The sequence below is a fragment of the Moorena sp. SIO3I8 genome (genome assembly GCF_010692325.1).
Taxonomy (GTDB): Bacteria; Cyanobacteriota; Cyanobacteriia; order Cyanobacteriales; family Coleofasciculaceae; genus Moorena.
Window position 1 is genome coordinate 1 of the sequence record NZ_JAAHHW010000132.1, and the last position, 17,573, is coordinate 17,573.

The 17,573-nt window shown below is 42.1% G+C and carries 16 protein-coding genes and 1 pseudogene; 5 read left to right on the top strand and 12 right to left on the bottom strand.

The window, feature by feature from the left end; translation table 11 throughout:
- Nucleotides 1–232: 232 nt before the first annotated feature.
- The 3 genes from F6K51_RS30435 to F6K51_RS30445 form a co-directional block, all read right to left on the bottom strand.
- A complete protein-coding gene (locus F6K51_RS30435) occupies nt 233–439 on the bottom strand; it encodes a hypothetical protein (RefSeq protein ID WP_293027515.1) in 207 nt (68 codons plus the stop codon).
- A gap of 366 nt (nt 440–805) precedes the next feature.
- The gene (locus F6K51_RS30440) at nt 806–1,396 is read right to left on the bottom strand and encodes a hypothetical protein (protein ID WP_293027518.1); all 591 of its coding nucleotides are present in this window, start codon (nt 1,394–1,396) and stop codon (nt 806–808) included.
- Between the two features lie 309 nt (nt 1,397–1,705).
- Nucleotides 1,706–2,161, bottom strand: a complete 456-nt coding sequence (locus F6K51_RS30445; RefSeq protein ID WP_293027520.1) for a hypothetical protein — start codon at nt 2,159–2,161, stop codon at nt 1,706–1,708.
- A 942-nt stretch (nt 2,162–3,103) separates the two neighbouring features.
- Between F6K51_RS30445 and F6K51_RS30450 the strand changes: the two genes are divergently transcribed.
- The gene (locus tag F6K51_RS30450; protein ID WP_293027523.1) at nt 3,104–3,343 is read left to right on the top strand and encodes a hypothetical protein; all 240 of its coding nucleotides are present in this window, start codon (nt 3,104–3,106) and stop codon (nt 3,341–3,343) included.
- A gap of 28 nt (nt 3,344–3,371) precedes the next feature.
- The gene (locus F6K51_RS30455; protein WP_293027526.1) at nt 3,372–5,123 is read left to right on the top strand and encodes an AarF/ABC1/UbiB kinase family protein; all 1,752 of its coding nucleotides are present in this window, start codon (nt 3,372–3,374) and stop codon (nt 5,121–5,123) included.
- Nucleotides 5,124–5,418: 295 nt separating this feature from the next.
- Here the strand turns inward: F6K51_RS30455 and F6K51_RS30460 are convergent.
- Nucleotides 5,419–6,552 (bottom strand): annotated as a pseudogene (locus tag F6K51_RS30460) (ADP-ribosylglycohydrolase family protein).
- 255 nt (nt 6,553–6,807) lie between these two features.
- On the opposite strand from F6K51_RS30460, the gene F6K51_RS30465 reads away from it, so the two are divergent.
- Nucleotides 6,808–7,254, top strand: a complete 447-nt coding sequence (locus F6K51_RS30465) for a hypothetical protein (protein WP_293027529.1) — start codon at nt 6,808–6,810, stop codon at nt 7,252–7,254.
- 45 nt (nt 7,255–7,299) lie between these two features.
- On the opposite strand, the gene F6K51_RS30470 is transcribed toward F6K51_RS30465, so the two are convergent.
- Nucleotides 7,300–7,509, bottom strand: coding sequence for a hypothetical protein (locus F6K51_RS30470; RefSeq protein WP_293027532.1), 210 nt, complete (start codon nt 7,507–7,509; stop codon nt 7,300–7,302).
- Between the two features lie 184 nt (nt 7,510–7,693).
- Nucleotides 7,694–8,158, bottom strand: coding sequence for a hypothetical protein (locus F6K51_RS30475; RefSeq protein ID WP_293027536.1), 465 nt, complete (start codon nt 8,156–8,158; stop codon nt 7,694–7,696).
- A 261-nt stretch (nt 8,159–8,419) separates the two neighbouring features.
- On the opposite strand from F6K51_RS30475, the gene F6K51_RS30480 reads away from it, so the two are divergent.
- Both F6K51_RS30480 and F6K51_RS30485 read left to right on the top strand, forming a co-directional pair.
- Complete coding sequence (locus F6K51_RS30480) at nt 8,420–10,750, top strand: pentapeptide repeat-containing protein (protein ID WP_293027539.1); 2,331 nt, start codon at nt 8,420–8,422, stop codon at nt 10,748–10,750.
- 48 nt (nt 10,751–10,798) lie between these two features.
- Nucleotides 10,799–11,047, top strand: coding sequence for a hypothetical protein (locus tag F6K51_RS30485; RefSeq protein ID WP_293027542.1), 249 nt, complete (start codon nt 10,799–10,801; stop codon nt 11,045–11,047).
- Nucleotides 11,048–11,372: 325 nt separating this feature from the next.
- Here the strand turns inward: F6K51_RS30485 and F6K51_RS30490 are convergent, their stop codons facing one another.
- The 6 genes from F6K51_RS30490 to F6K51_RS30515 all read right to left on the bottom strand — a co-directional run bounded on the left by F6K51_RS30490 (nt 11,373) and on the right by F6K51_RS30515 (nt 17,420).
- The gene (locus F6K51_RS30490) at nt 11,373–12,536 is read right to left on the bottom strand and encodes a hybrid sensor histidine kinase/response regulator (protein ID WP_293027545.1); all 1,164 of its coding nucleotides are present in this window, start codon (nt 12,534–12,536) and stop codon (nt 11,373–11,375) included.
- A gap of 206 nt (nt 12,537–12,742) precedes the next feature.
- On the bottom strand, nt 12,743–13,150 hold the full coding sequence (locus F6K51_RS30495) for a response regulator (protein WP_229415320.1): 408 nt from the start codon (nt 13,148–13,150) through the stop codon (nt 12,743–12,745).
- Nucleotides 13,143–15,434, bottom strand: a complete 2,292-nt coding sequence (locus F6K51_RS30500; RefSeq protein WP_293027553.1) for an ATP-binding protein — start codon at nt 15,432–15,434, stop codon at nt 13,143–13,145. Before F6K51_RS30500 ends, F6K51_RS30495 begins: the two co-directional genes overlap by 8 nt.
- A gap of 508 nt (nt 15,435–15,942) precedes the next feature.
- On the bottom strand, nt 15,943–16,083 hold the full coding sequence (locus F6K51_RS30505; protein ID WP_293027555.1) for a hypothetical protein: 141 nt from the start codon (nt 16,081–16,083) through the stop codon (nt 15,943–15,945).
- Complete coding sequence (locus F6K51_RS30510) at nt 16,056–17,138, bottom strand: DNA cytosine methyltransferase (protein ID WP_293027558.1); 1,083 nt, start codon at nt 17,136–17,138, stop codon at nt 16,056–16,058. Before F6K51_RS30510 ends, F6K51_RS30505 begins: the two co-directional genes overlap by 28 nt.
- A 153-nt stretch (nt 17,139–17,291) precedes the next feature.
- Nucleotides 17,292–17,420: a hypothetical protein gene (locus F6K51_RS30515; protein ID WP_293027561.1), complete on the bottom strand. Its 129-nt coding sequence runs from the start codon at nt 17,418–17,420 to the stop codon at nt 17,292–17,294.
- Nucleotides 17,421–17,573 lie beyond the last annotated feature (153 nt).

Sequence of the window (17,573 nt, forward strand, 5' to 3'; positions counted from 1 at the left end):
TATTTTTATTAATGGAGGCTCTTCTGCCTACTCTCAAACCGCACTGTAACTTCACTCAGTCCATTATTTTACGTCGCTTAACTTACGACCAGCTGCCAAAGCTTTTAGTTCTTCGTTGGGCGGTAGTCTTCCCTTGTTAAACAAGTTACTAACTTATTTGATTATAAAACAGTAGATAATGTTTGACAAGGTTTAGAGAGCTATAAGGCTAATAGTTGCACCTCAACTAGACTCAAGTTGACACTCCCCGGTCATTAGACGCGGGGATTCTTGCTTGGCCGTAGGCCACGCTACGCGAACAATGAGTCAACTTAACTTGCTCAACCAGACCGGAGCCAGGAAGAGTAGAGATCGATTCTCCACAAGCGTTTAGATCTTTCACGTTCGCGTAGCGTGACCTACGGTCAATCCAGGTTCCAGTGTGCCCCACCGTACCCAAGGCTGTTACGGTCGATGCCTGGTATTATCCAGGGCACCTCCGCTTTCGGCTAAGGCCGACGCTGCGCGAACAGAACTGGACGTGAGACTTTCACCTCATCCAGCTCCTAAGTAGACCTCTCCAAAAACTTGAAAGGGGAGCATGTCACTTATGCAGCAACATTAGTACGCTTATCTGGGGAATGGGGAATGGGGAATGGGGAATAGGTAATAGGGGGAGCATGGCGAGCAGGTCAATTTGGTGAGAACGCTTGAACTAGAGTGTTTTCAGGGTTTGAATAGCGTACATGAGTTATTTTAGTACTAATGTTGCTGCGAATAAGACATGCTCCCCAATGATCCAATCTCCGCGTCCCCGTGTAAAATCTTATTTGTTTGACAATAAAAAACTTATCGTTCCGAAAATTTTATCTAAATCGGTAATAGTAATTCTCAACTTGCTTTTGGTGAATTCATCGGATACTAATTTTCCAAATTGCCATAATTCTCCATCCGTTACGATCCCATACACGGGAAGTTCCTCAGCTTTATTTAATTTTTGCACAGCAATCAACTCAGCTAGACATTGCCCCCATCCCTCACTAAAATCATTCTTTTTTGCTTCAACAACAATGACGATTGGAAAACCCAAGACGGTCTTACCTAATTCTGATTTTCTTGAGAACAAGTAATCAGGCGTTCCATTTAGTTTAGCATCGTATGTTATGGACTTGTGGCTCCAAAGAGTATATTTATCAATAAAATCTTTATAAACTTCTCTTAAAATTGGATAAATAATATTTTCGCATCTTGATGATTCAGATGTGTATATATCCATGTTCTGTTCGCTGAATTCAAATTCCTTAACAAACAGATCGGAAGGTTTTAGATCTGTAATTTCAATAAAGTCTTTTTCCAAATACTTGATATTATACTCTTCTTGAACTTGAGCAATAGTTTTATAATCACTAAAAGCCATTAATAACTCCTATTTTATTTTCAATCTAACAATCGAGTTTTGAAGCCCGCTAATTATGCCCACTTTACAAGCAATTGTACTAGATCCGATCGCTCCATAACTACACTCCTACAATAAAAACTACTAGCGTTCTGCATTTTACATTGAGAGGCGGCTGTTGTCTTAAGCAGTGCCTCAGAAGTACATACCAACCTCCCTTCGCTGCTGATAAACAGGCAGCTGCCTCTACCCAAGAGGATATCAACGATCAGCGATTGGCCGTAGGCCACGCCTACGGCCAATCGCACTACAAAAGAGCGATCGTGCTCATTATACTTTCAGAACCTTCAGTATTTCATCATTTGCCTGGTACTCATATTTATTTCTGATGAAATTTTCAGCCACTTTCATCCTTGTTAACGTTGATTCCCCGCTGGACAGTTTCTCTTCTTTTGGTACATACACTTTCCTTTGAAAGACGTTCGTAGCTATATAATTTGCCCATGGATCTACTATAATATCCACAGCTACTTTCCAATTACCATTTCCATGGGGCTTAATCTTTACATAAGTATGTCCCCACTTTTGATCTGTTACTATCTGTATCGTCTCACGGCTTATCTTGCCTTGATTTGCCAATATCAACGCTGCTTCTATTGCGTTAACATCACAATCACCATATCGTGCAATTCGACAACGGCTGAGATAATCTATTATTTCACTATAATTTCCAGCATTTAGATCAATTTGCTTTGGTTGTATGTATTCTGCTTTTAATTTTTGCAAACGGATTAGTGGGGCATCCGTCTCTTACCCAAATTTATTTTTTTATGGCTTGAGTAACCCCTGATATCCAGTTAAATTGGTACCGTTATCGATCCACTCTGTTGTGTTCTTCTTAAATACCTCGGTTTGATTTTTCATGAACTTACCTCCACCTGTAGAACCAGTTACTGAAAGTTTCTAAAAATCACTAACTTGATTGGTGTTTTTTTTAAGTATTATATTGCAATATTAACCATTTTTATCTCCTTTACTTGTTTAAGAGCGTAGTTAACTGGATAATCTGCTTATTGAGTAGCTCGCCTGTAAACTGCTTCTGTAAATAAGACTATTTCCAAGAATAATTTCTGAATTTTTTGACTTAAAACCCTTTTTCTAGGCGTAGTGGGCCAGCAAGGTTAAAACAGTTCAATCTAAACTCTAACCGATCGCTTGTAAATTCTCAATAACCGCTGTGGGTTCAAACAAATGGGTATTGAGCTGGCCCCCTTGTCAAGAGTGCATAAATCTGGTTCAACAAAGATATGACTGAAAACCCCGTCCAAGTGAAAGATGACCAACTCACCGACCTTCATGAGGTCGAGAAGCTGCGTGTGCTTGTCGGGCAACAGGCTGAAATGATAGCAGCTCGGGAGTTGCAAAATAAAGAGAAGTCCCAAGCGCATCGGTGAATTGGAGGAAGAGTTACGAGGGAAAAAGAAGCTGAATAAAAAGCCCCAACTGAGTGCGAGTAAGCGTGGGCGTAGGCAAGCAGCAGGAGCAACAGCACGGAGACGGAAAACGTCCGCGCCTCAGCTAAAGGTCGTAAGAAAGCTCAGTTCGTGGTGGACAGTTCAGTCCTCCCTCAATTTCTCTATCTTCTGCATAAATCTTAAAATCATACACCTAAAAGCCTCAGAACACGGGGTTTTGGCTTGGGGAATTCGATAAACGCGATCGCGCTATTTGTCACCCTTGACTTGGCATAGTGCGATCGCTTTTAGCGGAAGCTTCGCTTCATCGCGAAGCGGAGGCCGAAGGCCACATCGCTTTTTTTACACCAGTCTTTCTCCCCATTTCCCGCCTTTCACGACACCCTACTCCCTACTCCCTACTCCCTACTCCCTACTCCCTACTCCCTACTCCCTACTCCCTACTCCCTACCCCTTGACCAACCGCAAAGTTCAAGGGATAATTTTCTTGTAATTATTTAACAAATCTTAAAATACTAACCTTGCAGTACGAGCCAAGAACCATTTCTGACTACTACCGCCAGCGTTCTCGGCTAGTCTGGGGGCGCAAGATTTCTCTGGTAGGGGCATTGATTACCTTTAGCATCAGGCTAGCCTGGGATTTCGTCACTGGTAGCCTTACCCAAAATCAGCCTCAACGAGCCTGGGAATTTCGCGAAAAGCTGACTCAACTTGGTCCAACCTTCATTAAATTAGGACAAATCCTTTCCTGTCGTCCCGATATTGTTCCTCCTATTTATTTAGAGGAACTCACTAAATTACAAGACCAATTACCTCCTTTCTCTAATCACATTGCCTATCAGTTAATTGAAGAAGAATTAGGGGATAACTATAACGAAATTTATGGCTCACTGAGCGACAAACCCGTAGCTGCTGCTTCCCTAGGACAAGTGTACAAAGGGACACTCAAAACTGGTGAAATTGTAGCAGTAAAAGTGCAACGCCCTGGTCTGGTGGAGTGTATTTCCCTAGATATCTATATCTTGCGGAAAATAGCAGCATGGGCCCAAGAATCAATCTCCTTTGTTCACAGCGACCTAGTAGCACTTATCGACGAACTAGCTATTCGCTTGTTTGAAGAAATGGACTATACCCAGGAAGGTCGCAATGCGGAACGATTTGCCCAACTTTACGGTGACATTAACAATATCGCTGTACCACGTATATATTGGCAATACTCGGGGCGGCGGGTGTTAACCATGGAGTGGATCACTGGGACTAAATTGACGGAACTAGAAACCATTAAAGCCCAGGGATTAGACCCGAATACCCTGATTGATGTAGGATTTCAGTGTTGCTTGCGGCAACTTTTAGAGGAAGGTTACTTCCATGCTGACCCTCACCCTGGCAATTTATTGGCTACCCCTGATGGGAAATTGGCTTATCTTGACTTTGGCATGATGAGCTCGGTAGAACCGTCTTATCGGTATCGCTTACTGGAATCGGTTGTCCATATTGTTATTGGTGATTTTGAAGGTCTAGCACAAGACTATAAGAAACTCGACTTTTTGCCACCGGAGACAGATGTGACCTCGCTGATTCCTGAACTCACTGATATTTTTGGTGGGGTGATGGAAGCTACTGTGTCAACATTCGGCTTTAATCGTATTATTCGGAAGCTATCCCCGTTACTTTATAAATATCCATTTAAATTACCCACTTACTACCTCCTGATTTTCCGCAGTGCCGCTACCTTAGAAGGGATAGCGATTAAGCTCAATCCTAATTTTCAGCCCTTCAATCAAACGTATCCCTATGTTGCCCAACGCCTGTTAACGGATTCATCCCCTGAATTAAGGGCTTGTTTAAAGGAGATTGTGTATCAGGATGGTGGAATTCAATGGCATGTTTTGGAGGAGTTATTAGGTCAGGTGCGCACCAGTAGGGAGTTTGATATTAGTGCGCTTCTAAACCAGGGGTTAGAATTTCTCTACTCCGAGCAAGGTAGTCTATTCCGTAATGCTCTGGTTGAAGAGATGGTTACCAGTTTAGAGAATCTTTCATACAAGACTCTTGGACAAATAACTGCATCGGTGGGCTTGGCGGTTAATGTAACTGGAAAATTAGAGTCTCCTAACCTGGAGCGGATGGAAAAGATTGGGGCTATGATTATTGAATCCTCTAGGTTTGACCTAGAATCCGTACCAAAGATGCTGGAACTTTTGTTAAAGCAGGAAACTCAACGGCTAGGTCAACAAATTGCTTCCGAAATTGCTAGGCGGATGTTTCGGTAAGAGAAAAGTTATAGCCCTGCGCCCAGGGAATAGGGAACTTCGGAATTGGGAATGATGCGCGCTTGTGACATAGCGCTGCATCTCTTTGTAACTTTTTATTGGGTCACTTTTTATTAGTCAGTTGCTCTGGATTAAGATAATCAGGATAATCAAATTGTAGTGAGTATTCACATATCAAGTTAATGCTGATAGCTGAATACTGATAGCTGAATGATTACCTTTGGGATTAGCCGTAGGCCACGCTACGCGAACGCTAACTATGGGAGTTGGCTGTTTTAACTGTTCCGTCTTACTGTTATGCCATAACTTTCTTCTGATAGTTAGCTTCTTGCTGGCTTAATTCCGCTTCCCTAGCCAGAAAAGTTTCTATGTCTTCTACAGCAACATTAAAATCTACCAGAGCTGCAGCGTAATTTTCCAATCTTTCCCGCTCTTGCAGTCGCTCCAAAGGAATCCAGTTAGTACCAAACCGAGCCCCGAGAATTCCACCACAAATGGCTGCAACGGTGTCCGTGTCGTATCCTTGACGAATAATTTCTGCAAGCAGGAACTCCGGATCGTCTTGGGGGAAAAGTGCCATTGCCAAGGCATGTAATCCCCCTAACAGAACAAAACCCTGATTGGGATGAGCCTTGGTAAACCCTTTGGCTAGATGGGGTTTAGCTGTTTGGGAAATTTGCTGTCGCAGTTGTTCGCAGTTGTTCCACTTCTGAGCCAATATCTTGGCAATGCTTTGGGAAACAAGATGTCCCACGGAACGTTCAATAGTCCAATCCAAATGATTTTCTAACCACTCTGTTTCTACTGAAGCCACTGCCGACCCTAGTGAGTCTTTGATTTCCTGGGGAGTTTGTCCCCCAATCAAGGCCGCTACGGTATAGACAACAGCATAGGCAAAAGCTGCTGCACTAATATGTCCGTGGGTTATTAGGCTTGCTTCCATCACTGCTGTGGCAAGAACTGCTGGGTTATCTCGATACACTGCTCCCAAAGGAGCAACTCGCATGGCTGCTCCAATACCTGCAGAGGAACTACCACTCAGTTCGGGCTGATTTCCTTTGGCAAGTTTGCCTATGGCAGCGGAGAAGTTTTTCCCGTAACCTCACCATGCTTTTTTTGCCATGCCTTGAACTAATAATTCTGCCCATGCCTGTTTTGACCAGCATCTCTGAGAAAGACATATATTGATTAATCCGAGGGCCTGTTGGGTATCGTCGGAGTACAGTCCTAAAGGTCTCAGACGCTTGATTTTTTTCACCATCACTAAGCGCATCTTTTCCAAAGGATATTCCTGGGGGAGTTGTTGGTAGTCGCCATAGATGGTCTGAATTTCGTGTCCGCGCCAACCCTCGACAGGACAACCGAGGATATCTCCCCAGGCCAGTCCTAATAGGGAGCCTTTAATTTTTTCTTCTTTGCTTGGAGCCATGGCAAAATAAATAGTAAATAGTAAATAGTAAATAGTTAATATAGCAATCCTAAATCATTTGTAAAATCTGCCAAATATGAAATCTTTGCTGGGCAAGGGTTATAGCGATAGCTTCGACCACTATATTTCACGAATCAGATAGGATTGCTATAGTAATTTATCCTAGTTAGTCTAGCAGAGCCTAATCTAACCAATGGTTATCTATTATAGAGAACAAACTAAGCTAGATTGTTGTCAAATCATGAGGTAGGTCTAATGAAGTGGTTGATAACGGGATTATTGCTGATTTCTCTCCTTGTTCCAATGCTTTTTAGTTGTAGCAGTTTTTTCCAGAACACATCGGCAACTCATTCTCCTGAGTTAATTTGTCTATTTAATAACTATTCTGGGGATATCAGATTCTCTGATAAAGAAGGAGCTGAGAAAGAAGGAGTAAGTTTTCGGGTCAAAAACTGTGGCAAACATCGCTGTAAGAACTGGTGTAAATGGGATTGGATGAATAAAGGTTCTAACAGAATATATGAAGTTGAATCAGATTACTATCTAGAAGTACAGTGGAATGCAAACTTTAAAGGATATGTAAGGACAATGAGACTGGAGCCGAGAACTACTCCAGAAGATAGAAGCTGCCAAGAAATAAATAGTTGGTATTTTCGTAGTAGTTCAAAACAACTTATTCACCTCTTTTCTGAAATGGAATAATTTTACTACTGATGTAGAGGCTTTCTCCTATTTTCATGGACTGACTCAGTAGACTTTTGAATATTGGCCAACAATTGACATGAACATTGAATTTTTCCAGAGAGAAATATTTGTAGCTTTTTCCGACGACTCTCGAACAAAGCGATGCAGCGCGGTCTTGGGGGTTTCCCCCATGAGCGACTGCATCAAGACAATGGGTATAGGTAGGGAGATGGCTAGAGTTTCCAGCTTCACTTGCTTGACAGACTGAAGCATCGTAACTAGCAAACTCAAAAATAAATATTGAGCTGAACTCAATTCACTTTTGAAATGATTTTGGTAAATTGGAGGCTGCATTTTTTAAGTAGGTCTGGAAAACCATAACAGACCTATTTTTATCACAATTCGCTCTATTTGCCACTCTCCAAGGATTACAGTCCTGTTTGTCGCCCCCTCAAGATTATTGCATTTCTTGAAAAAGTCCTATAAGCGGTTTTGAACCACTACGAAAATACCAACTATTTATTTCTTGACAAGTTCTATCAGCAGGAGTAGTTTTAGGCTTAAGAATTTTGGTAGCTAAAAATTTTTTACCATCTACATTCCACTGTATTTTTAAATAACCTTCTGATTCAACTTCGTATATTCTGTCAAAACCTTTGCTCATCCAATCCCATGTACACCACTTCTTACAGCGATGTTTACCACAGTTTTTGACCCGAAAACTTACTCCTTTTTTCTCAGCTCCTTCTTGATCAGAGAATGTGATCTTTCCAGAATATTTATTGAATATACAAATTAATTCACGAGAATGAGTTGCCGATGTGTTCTGGGGATGGCTGTCACAACTAACAAGCATTGGAGTAAGAAAGGCAATTAGCAATAATCCCGTAATCAACCATTTCCTTGCAGTTTGGGGGTACATATAGATTTACTGGGAGTGACATGCAAGCTGAAATCGTTACTGGGTAATAATTTCAGCCCATAAGTTACTTAAGGTGCGCTTTCCGTTGGCGAATTAAATTCGCCACGGGTCGCACCTAAAAGATACATGCTGTTTTGGGCAGACCTTGGATATAATTATAAAGGTTGAGCTTCATGAAAATGAAAGGAGGGTCAATTTGAAACTGTATCTTGCCTGAGTTCATAGGCATCAAAGTCTTATATAGTAAGCTTTTTAGGGCTCATGTCTCCCCCTTTGGTTGTAATGGAAGCTAGTGAGGTTTTGAAATATTATAAGGAAGGAAGACGAGATTTTCGTTGTGAAGATCTTAGGGGTCAATCCTTCCAGGGTAAAAACCTCTCAGGAGTCAACTTCAGTGGAGCCAAAATTCAAGGTGCAAACTTCAGTGGAGCCAAAATCCAAGGTGCAAACTTCACTCACGCTACCTTATCAGAAGCCAACTTTAGCTATGCTAAAGCTGGACTACAGCATCAGGTGGCCATTGGTCTGATAGTTACCTTATGTTTGCTAGCGGGTTTATTAGGAGGCTTGGCAGGTTTTCTGGGTGGTTTGGCTGTAAATCTATTATCTCCTGTTGAACACTCCAATGACCCCTTCAATGAACTCTCCAATCAACTGACTTTCGCAATCCTTCTGATAATACCGGTATTATTTTTTAATTTCACTTTCAGGAAAAGCCTAAATGCAGCTTTTAGTGCTGTAGCTGTAACTAGCATTGTAGCTTTCACTTTGGGTAGCGTTACCCCTATCATTGGACTGTTTAATTTCGCAGGCACTATAGCGGAATTTATAGAGGCAACTGGTCCTAGTTTTATCGGTGGTACTATTGCAGGTCTTAGCACTATAGTTAGTGCTATTGGCGAAGCTATTATTGTAGCTGTTGTCGGTACTATCGCCGAAGCTGGTACTGTGACTGGTACTGTGACTGTGACTGTGGCTGTGGCTGTGGCTGTGGCTGGTACTACTACTGTAGCAATCTATGTATCTGCATCTGGTGCTAGTATTGGCCTTATTGGTGCATTGGGAGCTAATCCTGTCGGTATATTTGACTCTGACATTGGTGCTGCAGCTGGAGCTAACATAGTCATATTGTTAAGTACTTACATTGGTTGGCGTATACTAGCTGGAGATAAAAAGTACAGCCTCATTAGGAAAATTATTATTGTCTTTGCCGCTAAAAGAGGAACCAGTTTTTACAATGCTGACTTAACCGATGCCAATTTTAAGGGAGCTACCCTGAAAAGTACAGATTTAACAAAGGCTACTCTTATTCGTACTTGTTGGCAAAATACTATTAAACTTGACCTAGCTAGACCAGGAACAAGCTATCTTCAATATGAACATGTTAGACAATTGCTCATAACTGGAAAGGTACAAAATAAAAACTTTGATCGCCTCGACTTAAGAGGTATTAATTTAAAGGGAGCTAAACTACAAGATGCTAGCTTCATCGGAACAGACTTAAACCGGGCTAACTTACAAAATGCTGATTTATCCAAAGCGAAATTAGTTCAAACGTTACTAGAAGGAGCAGATTTAACCAGAGCCACCTTAACAGGAGCATGTATTGAAGGTTGGGGAATCAGCAATACTACTAAACTAATTGAAATTGATTGTCAGGAGATTTTTCTGAAACTATCTACTGAAAATGGTTCAAAGTTTCAACAACGTCGTCCTGCTGACAAAGACAGACCTTTTGATCCAGGGGAATTTGCTAAGTTAGTTCAGAAAATTCCCAATACTGTCGATTTAGTTTTTCAATATGGTATCGACTGGCAGACTTTTCTGAAAACTTTTCAAGAACTTCGAGTAGAAAGCGAAACAGGAGAGCTACCAGTCATAAAGGCAATAGAAAATAAAGACGACGGTGCTTTTGTTATTCGCGTCAAAGTCCCTGAGGAGGTTGATGAAGCAGAATACGAGAGAAAAGTTTGGGCAAAATACAAGCCAATTTTAGATGCTAAAGATCAAAAAATAAAGTCTTTATCTGAACAAAAAGAGGAACAAAAAGAGTTTTATTATAAACAAATAGAAATTCTAAAAGAAATTATACTTAAAGACAATAATAATAAATTAATAGAAATTGTTAAAATAGTAGGAATTGTTGAAAAAATGGTTGAAAAAATGCCAGAAAAAGAAACTACTAAAATTGACCAGCGTGTCCAGCATATCCAAGGCGACTATGTTGAGGGCAGCAAAGGCGATACCATCACCCAAACAAATAGTTCTACTTCACTCGGGGTGGGCGTTAGCAAAGGTCCTACAAATATTCACAACAACAACATAAGTGTAAACACCAACGAACCTCAATCCGAATTCCTCGCCCAAGCAGCAGCAGAAATCAAAGAATTACTCCAAAAGCTAGAGCGAGACAATCCTACCGCCACAGAAGCAGAACAAGAAGCCTTTGTCAGTGCAGCCATTACACCAACCAAGAAGGAAAGGTTAATTAATGCTCTCAAAGAAGGTGGTCAAGGAGCAATTGAAGAATTCCTTGATAACCCATATGTGAACGTAGCAATTAGAATTATTGAAGGGTGGAGAAACCCTTAATTTTACAGGTGCGTCTATCGGTAAACTGCTGGAGCTTGAAATGTGAACATGGCGAAAAACAAATTGCCTGGGAAGCCCAACATTGACACCGAAGGCGGTAATTATAGCGAGCGCATCGGGGGTGACTACATCCAGGGCGACAAAGGAGACACCACCACCCAAAGTGGTTCACTCGGCATGGGCGTTAGCAACGGCACTACTAATGCCCAGAAGCTAAGTGGAACCATCAACGATAAAATTGGGGGACATAATATTCAGGCTCAGCAAGTAATATTATGTCAAGATAATTACCCCTAATAAAAATCTCCCCACACTCCCCACCCTCTCCTTAATTATGGGTATTCAACTTAATTATGGGTATTCAACCAGACTTGATATTATTGGTCAGTTGCTCTGGATTAAGATAATCAGGATAATCAAATTGTAGTGAGTATTCACATATCAAGTTAATGCTGATAGCTGAATGATTACCTTTGGGATTAGCCGTAGGCCAAGCTAAGCTCCGGAAGCGTTTCGGCAAAGCCGCGCCAAAGGCGATCGCATCTTAATTCTCAATTCTCAATTCTCAATTCTTAATTCTTAATTCTCAATTCTCAATTCTCAATTCTCAATTCCCTAAAACCTAATACGGTAAACTAACCGTAAATGTCGTACCTTCTCCCAACTGACTCTTGAGAGAAATCTCACCACCATGAGCTTCCACACATTGTTTAACAATAGCTAGTCCCAAGCCACTACCAGGAATTGTGCCAACATTGCTAGCACGATGGAAAGGGTGAAACAGTTGCTGTTGGTCTTCTGGGGGAATGCCCATTCCCTGGTCTTGAATCCTGAAGATAACACATTCTGTCTGAGCAATAAGTTCAAACAGAACTGTTCCCCCAGTGGGTGAGTACTTAATAGCGTTGGTGAGCAAATTGCTAAAGATGTGTCGCAGCAATCTTTCATCCCATAGGGCTTCCTTCAATTCTCCTTGAGTGGTAAAAACTAGCTGATGCTTGTTCTTGCTACTGATTTGTAACTCTTCCACTAATTGGTGACAAAACCGTTTCAAATCCAACCGAGTAGGTTGACACAGGAGTTTGCCGGAATCAGCTTTACTGATTAATGAAACCTCATCCAACAACTGGGCCATGTTTTTGATGGCTGAGCGAATTAGCCGCAAATGAACCAGTTTTTTCTCTTTAGGTAATTGTTCCTCTTTGTCTTGGAGCAATCCAGAACAAAGGAGGATTGTATTTAAGGGATTACGAAAGTCGTGAGAGAGCATGGAAACAAATTCCGCTTTGCGCTGATTGACTTCTTTGGCTCTAACCAACTCAGCGGTTTGTTCCTGAACCTGACTTTCTAGGGCTTGATTTTCTTGTCGTAATGCAACTGCTGCCTGCTTACGTTCAATAGCATAGCGCAAGGAACGAACCAGCATTTTTCCCTTGACTTGCCGCTTGACTAGATAATCTTGTGCTCCTTGACGAACTGCCTCAATGGCTAATTCATCATCATTGGTATTGGTTAGCACTACAATCGGTAAACTAGGCGCTTGCTTGATCAAGGGTCCGAGGGATGCTAGTCCGTGGCTGTCCGGTAGAGTCAGATCTAACAAGATCACATCGTAGGGAATTGACATTGCTCTAGCCTGAGCGATTTCCTGGAGTGCATCCCGCAATCGCTTGACATGAACTAGACTAAACTGCCTGAACTGAGCTTCTTTCAAAAACTCTTGTAACAATCTGGCTTCTGCCAGGTTGTCCTCAATTAACAAGATTTTTACTGACCCTTCAGGCATTACCTTTGAGTATTTCTTCTTTGGGCTTATTGGTCTGGATTTCTCCTTTGATCGAGAATCCTCATTGGTTTCCTTCTTTGTCTTGATGCAAAGCGCGAGTGGGGGAAACCCCCGCAGGTCGGCGCTGCATCGCTTGTGTTAGTCAACCCTGATGTTTAATCCTTAGTGTCTCATGGTTTATGGCTAATCCCTAATCCCTAATCCTTTTATTGTGATGGCAGGGTGACAGTCGAGAGCCAAAAGTCTTCAATTCCTTTGACGATTTTGAATAATTCGCTAAGATTGCGGGATTTGGTGATGTAGCAATTCACATGCAAGTCGTAACTATGGAAAATGTCATCCTGATTTCTTGAGGTAGTTAATACCACCACAGGAATCCGTTTGAGATTAGGGTCAGCCTTAATCTCTGCGAGCACCTCTCGACCATCCTTTTTTGGCAAGTTTAAATCTAGCACGATCAGGTCTGGACGGACGGCATCAGCATACTCTCCTTCTTGGTGTAAGTAAGCCATAGCGTCCATGCCATTTCTGACCGTTACTACCTGGTGGGGTACCGAGCTATTTTTTAACGCTTCTTGGATTAAGCGAATATCGGCTTTATTGTCTTCAACCAAAAATATGATTTTGTGTCTTTCGTCCGTTTCTACGCTCACGCTCGCGTCCCCTTACTGGAATTGTAAAATAGAAGGTGGCACCGTGACCTAGTTCTGACTCTACCCAAATTTTGCCCCGGTGGCACTCCAGAATCTTTTTACAGATAGCCAAACCCATACCTGTGCCAGGATACTCATCCCGGGTGTGCAGACGTTGGAAGATCACGAAAATGCGATCGCTAAACTGCGGTTCAATGCCAATGCCATTATCCTGCACTGAAAATAGCCATGAATCCTCCAGTCGTTTTGCCCCCACATGGATTTCCGGCGGCTGTTCACTGCGGAACTTGATCGCATTACCGATTAAGTTCTGGAACAGTTGCATCAACTGGGTGCTATCAGCCATAACTGTGGGAAAGGGGTCATGGGTAATCACTGCCCCAGTTTCACGGATGCGTCCCCGCAAATTAGCCAGAGCATGGTCTAAGGCCGTCTCCACTTCCGTCAGTTTAAACTCAATGCCCTGCAAATCGACTTTCGAGTAAGCCAACACATCATCAATCAGGGTTTGCATGAGGCTGACTCCCTCAACCGCAAAGGTAATAAACTCGCTGGCATCTTCGTCAAGTCGGTCATTATAGCGCATTTCTAAAAGCTGCACATAATTGGCCACTTGATTCAGGGGTTCTTGTAGGTCATGGGATGCCACATAAGCAAACTTTTTCAGTTCAGCATTGGAACGTTCTAGATCCTGAGCCAATTGAGCCAATTCATCAGCTTGACGCAGGACAATATTAATCAGTGCTTTCCTCAGTTCCAGTGCTGTCTTAATTTCTACCTGTTTCCAGGGTAAAGAGGTTAAGCGAACGGTTTCTTTCCACAGTTCAAAGGATTTACGGGGCGACAGTTGCAAAGTCCCCTCTGTGTGGGTTGTTTCAAAAGCTTTACTTGGGTCACCCCCCCAATTAACAGTTTGAATCACCTCTGGTCGGAACCACAGCACATAGTTTCTCTTGGAAATGGGGATGGCTAGCAGCCCACTACCAATATCTTTAAACCGTTGTGCATCAGGATAAAGGCGAGGCAGGGAATCGGTATAGAACACCTCTTCATTAACATTCTGTTTCAGCCATTGCACCAAAAACTTCAGGTCTTCTTCACTAGGGGTCTCACCAATAACCGTAAAATTATCCCCAAAACAAATTGCTGCACCTTGAGCACTAGTCAAGTCCAGTAAATTAGGGTCATGCTTAACTAAGCCATCAATAAAGTTTTCTTCTTGGGACATATACTCAATCAATATCGATTGAGTATAGGACAACTTCATCTGATAGTCATAGTCTTCCGTCTCTTCTCGGGCTGAAATTTCTGAGAAGATCACTCGTCCTAAAAATTCGCAAGCTTTGCGCAACTCATAGGATACATACTTAGGGGTTTGATGATGACAAGCAATAAGTCCCCAGAGTTTTTTATCTTTAATCAATGAAATCGTCAAAGACGCCCCAACTCCCATATTGTGGAGGTACTTGATATGACAGGGGGAAGCACTTCTGAGAATCGATAATGTTAAATCAAGGGGACGATTGGTGATGGGGTTATCGGTAGGAAAAATCTCAACAGGTTGGGAATTGGCATCTGGAATTAATCGGATCCAATTGGAACAGAATAATCGTCTGGCTGGTTTAGGAATATCCGATTCTGGATAGTGTAAGCCTAGGTAAGATTCCAGACTGTCTAGTTTTTCTTCCGCAATAACGGCTCCATGGTCATCATCTTCAAATTTATAGAGCATCACCCGGTCAAACCCAGTGACCTTTCGCACCTCTTTGACGATGATTTGACAAAAATCCCGGAGATTTGAAGTTTGTTGGAGCTGGTTAATGGAGGCTCTTGCTAGATGATAAAAGCTTAAAAATGGGATAGTCTCCCGGGAAACTGCTGGTTCTAATTCCAGAATCAGACATCCATCTGAGTTACGATGAAATACACCATCAAATACTGCGTAATCATCGCCTTTTTTCCTCACCCAAATTTTAGTAGGATTGATCATATCTAGATTTTCCTCAGATAACCCAGCTTTAATTCTCTCCACTTGAAATGGGTCAAGTACATCTTCTAGGGTTTTTTGTAGCATGGCTTCGGGAGGGATTCCCAAAACCCTAGAGGTATTGTTGCTAACTTGTAAGATTTTTAGCTCAGGCTCTTCCAGTACCAACAGTCCCCCATGAGGCTGAATTTGACCAATCACATGAATCGGTTCGTGATCCAAGTTGGTTTGTTGTACTGGTAAATCTATTCCTACCATAATTCTCCGACCTTAATCCAGGATTATCAACAGTTATACGACCTCTGTAAGGAAGTCTCCTTGATTACCAATATCATTCCAAATACTATTTCTAATACTATTTAGTTTTTACCTTGTGAATCTTTAACGGAACTTACCTATGACTACCTAGTATTTCCTAGTATATCCCAGTAAGTCAAGGATTAGGTCTAGAGAAATTTTTAAAAAAATATTAAATTTTTTGTCCTGCCTTTAGATCTCCTGCTGTTTATGGGATTCCTCTTGCCATCAAGGGGAATGTTAGGCTTGCTTCTAAAAAAATATTAATAATAATACGTAAAAACTCAATACTTAATAATTTAACTTAACAAAAAACGTTAACTTCTGATGGACAAACGTGAACGCAAATCAGGTTGCTACACATCACTTTCATCTCTCCACACTCCATTAAGGGAGTAGGGAGTAGGGAGTAGGGAGTAGGGGTAACTAAGTTGACTGTACCTCCTGTATGTCATAAGTATGATTAACGCTATAAAAATCTTTCCGATCTCCCCACACCTCCCACACCTCCCACACCTCCCCATCTCCCCATCTCCCCATCTCCCCATCTCCCCATCTCCCCATCTCCCACGCTCTTATCCCCTAAAGCCGCAGATGCAATGTGTCGCAAAGCTGATCAAAATAGGATTGAAAGTCTTTTGTGGTTGATAGCTCAGAGGGGAAGATTGCTTGATGGATTGCTTCTCCAACTGCTTTGGCTAACCGTGGTGGTACAGCATTACCAACTTGTCTGTATCGTGATGTTTTAGAACCTTTGAATACAAAATGATCAGGAAAGGATTGGAGTCTAGCTGATTCCCGTACCGTCAGCCGTCTTACCCCTTCAACTGTTCCTGATCTCGGCTTTCCCCCATTCATTAAATGACGGTGATACACCAGTAAAACACCTTCAGGATCAATAATGTGGGTGCGGTAACCTCCCGTAGTAGCGGTAATGGTAGGACTTGGTGCATCGAAATTGATGGGTTTTCCCCCACCCTTGACTAGGGTTCCTGTCCAAGGGGTAGGACGAATAACGGGTTTATTGGCATAGGAAACTTTAGTGCTATTCGGCTCATAGTCGGGAACATCAGTTAAGGCTGAACCTGATGAAATATAGGGATTAGATGTCCCTAACCCATGGGTTTTTAGGGGAAACCTAAAATCCGTTTTTGTGGCTAAACCGACGAAAAATAGACGTTCACGATACTGGGGAATTCCATAGGATGCTGCTTCTAAAACCTCTACATAAACTGAATAATACAGGGCTTGAAACTGCTGTTCAATCCATTGATAATAATTAAAATTTTTAGAGCTTTTCAACCCAGGCATAGTTTCCATTAAAAATGCCTTGGGTCGAATCTCCCTTACCGCTCGAATAAATTCTGGAACTAAATCCTTAGGGTTGGCTCGGGATAACTGTTTATTTGGGTGTTTGTTTCGGACAGAGAAAGGTTGACACGGTGGGGATCCTACTACTAGGTCAATACCTTTAAATTGAGTAAAGTCTATAGCTCTAACATCGGAGCGAATAACATTAGTGCTAGGAAAGTTTTCTCGATAAGTGGAAACAGCAGATTTATCAATTTCTATTGCTGTGGTGATCTGCCATCCAGCCATATGTAAACCCAGAGAAAGCCCACCTGCACCTCCAAATATATCGATGGCGTTTTTGGAATCATTCATGAGTTAGTGATCAGTTTTTCGCTATCAGCTATCAGCTCGGTAGAGTAGGTTGAGGGAGCAGGGAGTAGGGAGTAGGGAGTAGGGGTAAGAAAATTTACTGTACCTCATAACTATGATCAGGGCTATATTTAGACTAATTGTAGTTTAAGGGTATCAGCTGATTTTGTTATGCCAAATTGCTACATATACCAAAGGGAACAGGGAACAGGGAACAGGGAACAGGGAACAGGGAGTAGGGAGTAGGGAGTAGCGATGCAGCGCGGTCTTGGGGGTTTCCCCCATGAGCGACTGCATCAAGACGGGAGTAGGGACAATACGGTTCGGTTAAGCTTGAAAAGCATGTAAACTGGTAATTGTCATCAAGGTGCGAAGGGCAAAATGCAACTCAAAGAATTCTCCTTGGTTGTACCGAAGATTGAATCAGGTACAGTACTC

What these genes read in the sequence shown, in the direction of transcription:
- F6K51_RS30515 (WP_293027561.1), bottom strand. Translation starts at nt 17,420, where the DNA reads ATGGGGGAAACCCCCAAGACCGCGCTGCATCGCTACTCCCTACTCCCT.
- F6K51_RS30480 (WP_293027539.1), top strand. Translation starts at nt 8,420, where the DNA reads ATGTCTCCCCCTTTGGTTGTAATGGAAGCTAGTGAGGTTTTGAAATAT.
- F6K51_RS30475 (WP_293027536.1), bottom strand. Translation starts at nt 8,158, where the DNA reads ATGTACCCCCAAACTGCAAGGAAATGGTTGATTACGGGATTATTGCTA.
- F6K51_RS30485 (WP_293027542.1), top strand. Translation starts at nt 10,799, where the DNA reads ATGGCGAAAAACAAATTGCCTGGGAAGCCCAACATTGACACCGAAGGC.
- F6K51_RS30470 (WP_293027532.1), bottom strand. Translation starts at nt 7,509, where the DNA reads ATGCTTCAGTCTGTCAAGCAAGTGAAGCTGGAAACTCTAGCCATCTCC.
- F6K51_RS30500 (WP_293027553.1), bottom strand. Translation starts at nt 15,434, where the DNA reads ATGGTAGGAATAGATTTACCAGTACAACAAACCAACTTGGATCACGAA.
- F6K51_RS30490 (WP_293027545.1), bottom strand. Translation starts at nt 12,536, where the DNA reads ATGCCTGAAGGGTCAGTAAAAATCTTGTTAATTGAGGACAACCTGGCA.
- F6K51_RS30440 (WP_293027518.1), bottom strand. Translation starts at nt 1,396, where the DNA reads ATGGCTTTTAGTGATTATAAAACTATTGCTCAAGTTCAAGAAGAGTAT.
- F6K51_RS30465 (WP_293027529.1), top strand. Translation starts at nt 6,808, where the DNA reads ATGAAGTGGTTGATAACGGGATTATTGCTGATTTCTCTCCTTGTTCCA.
- F6K51_RS30510 (WP_293027558.1), bottom strand. Translation starts at nt 17,138, where the DNA reads ATGAATGATTCCAAAAACGCCATCGATATATTTGGAGGTGCAGGTGGG.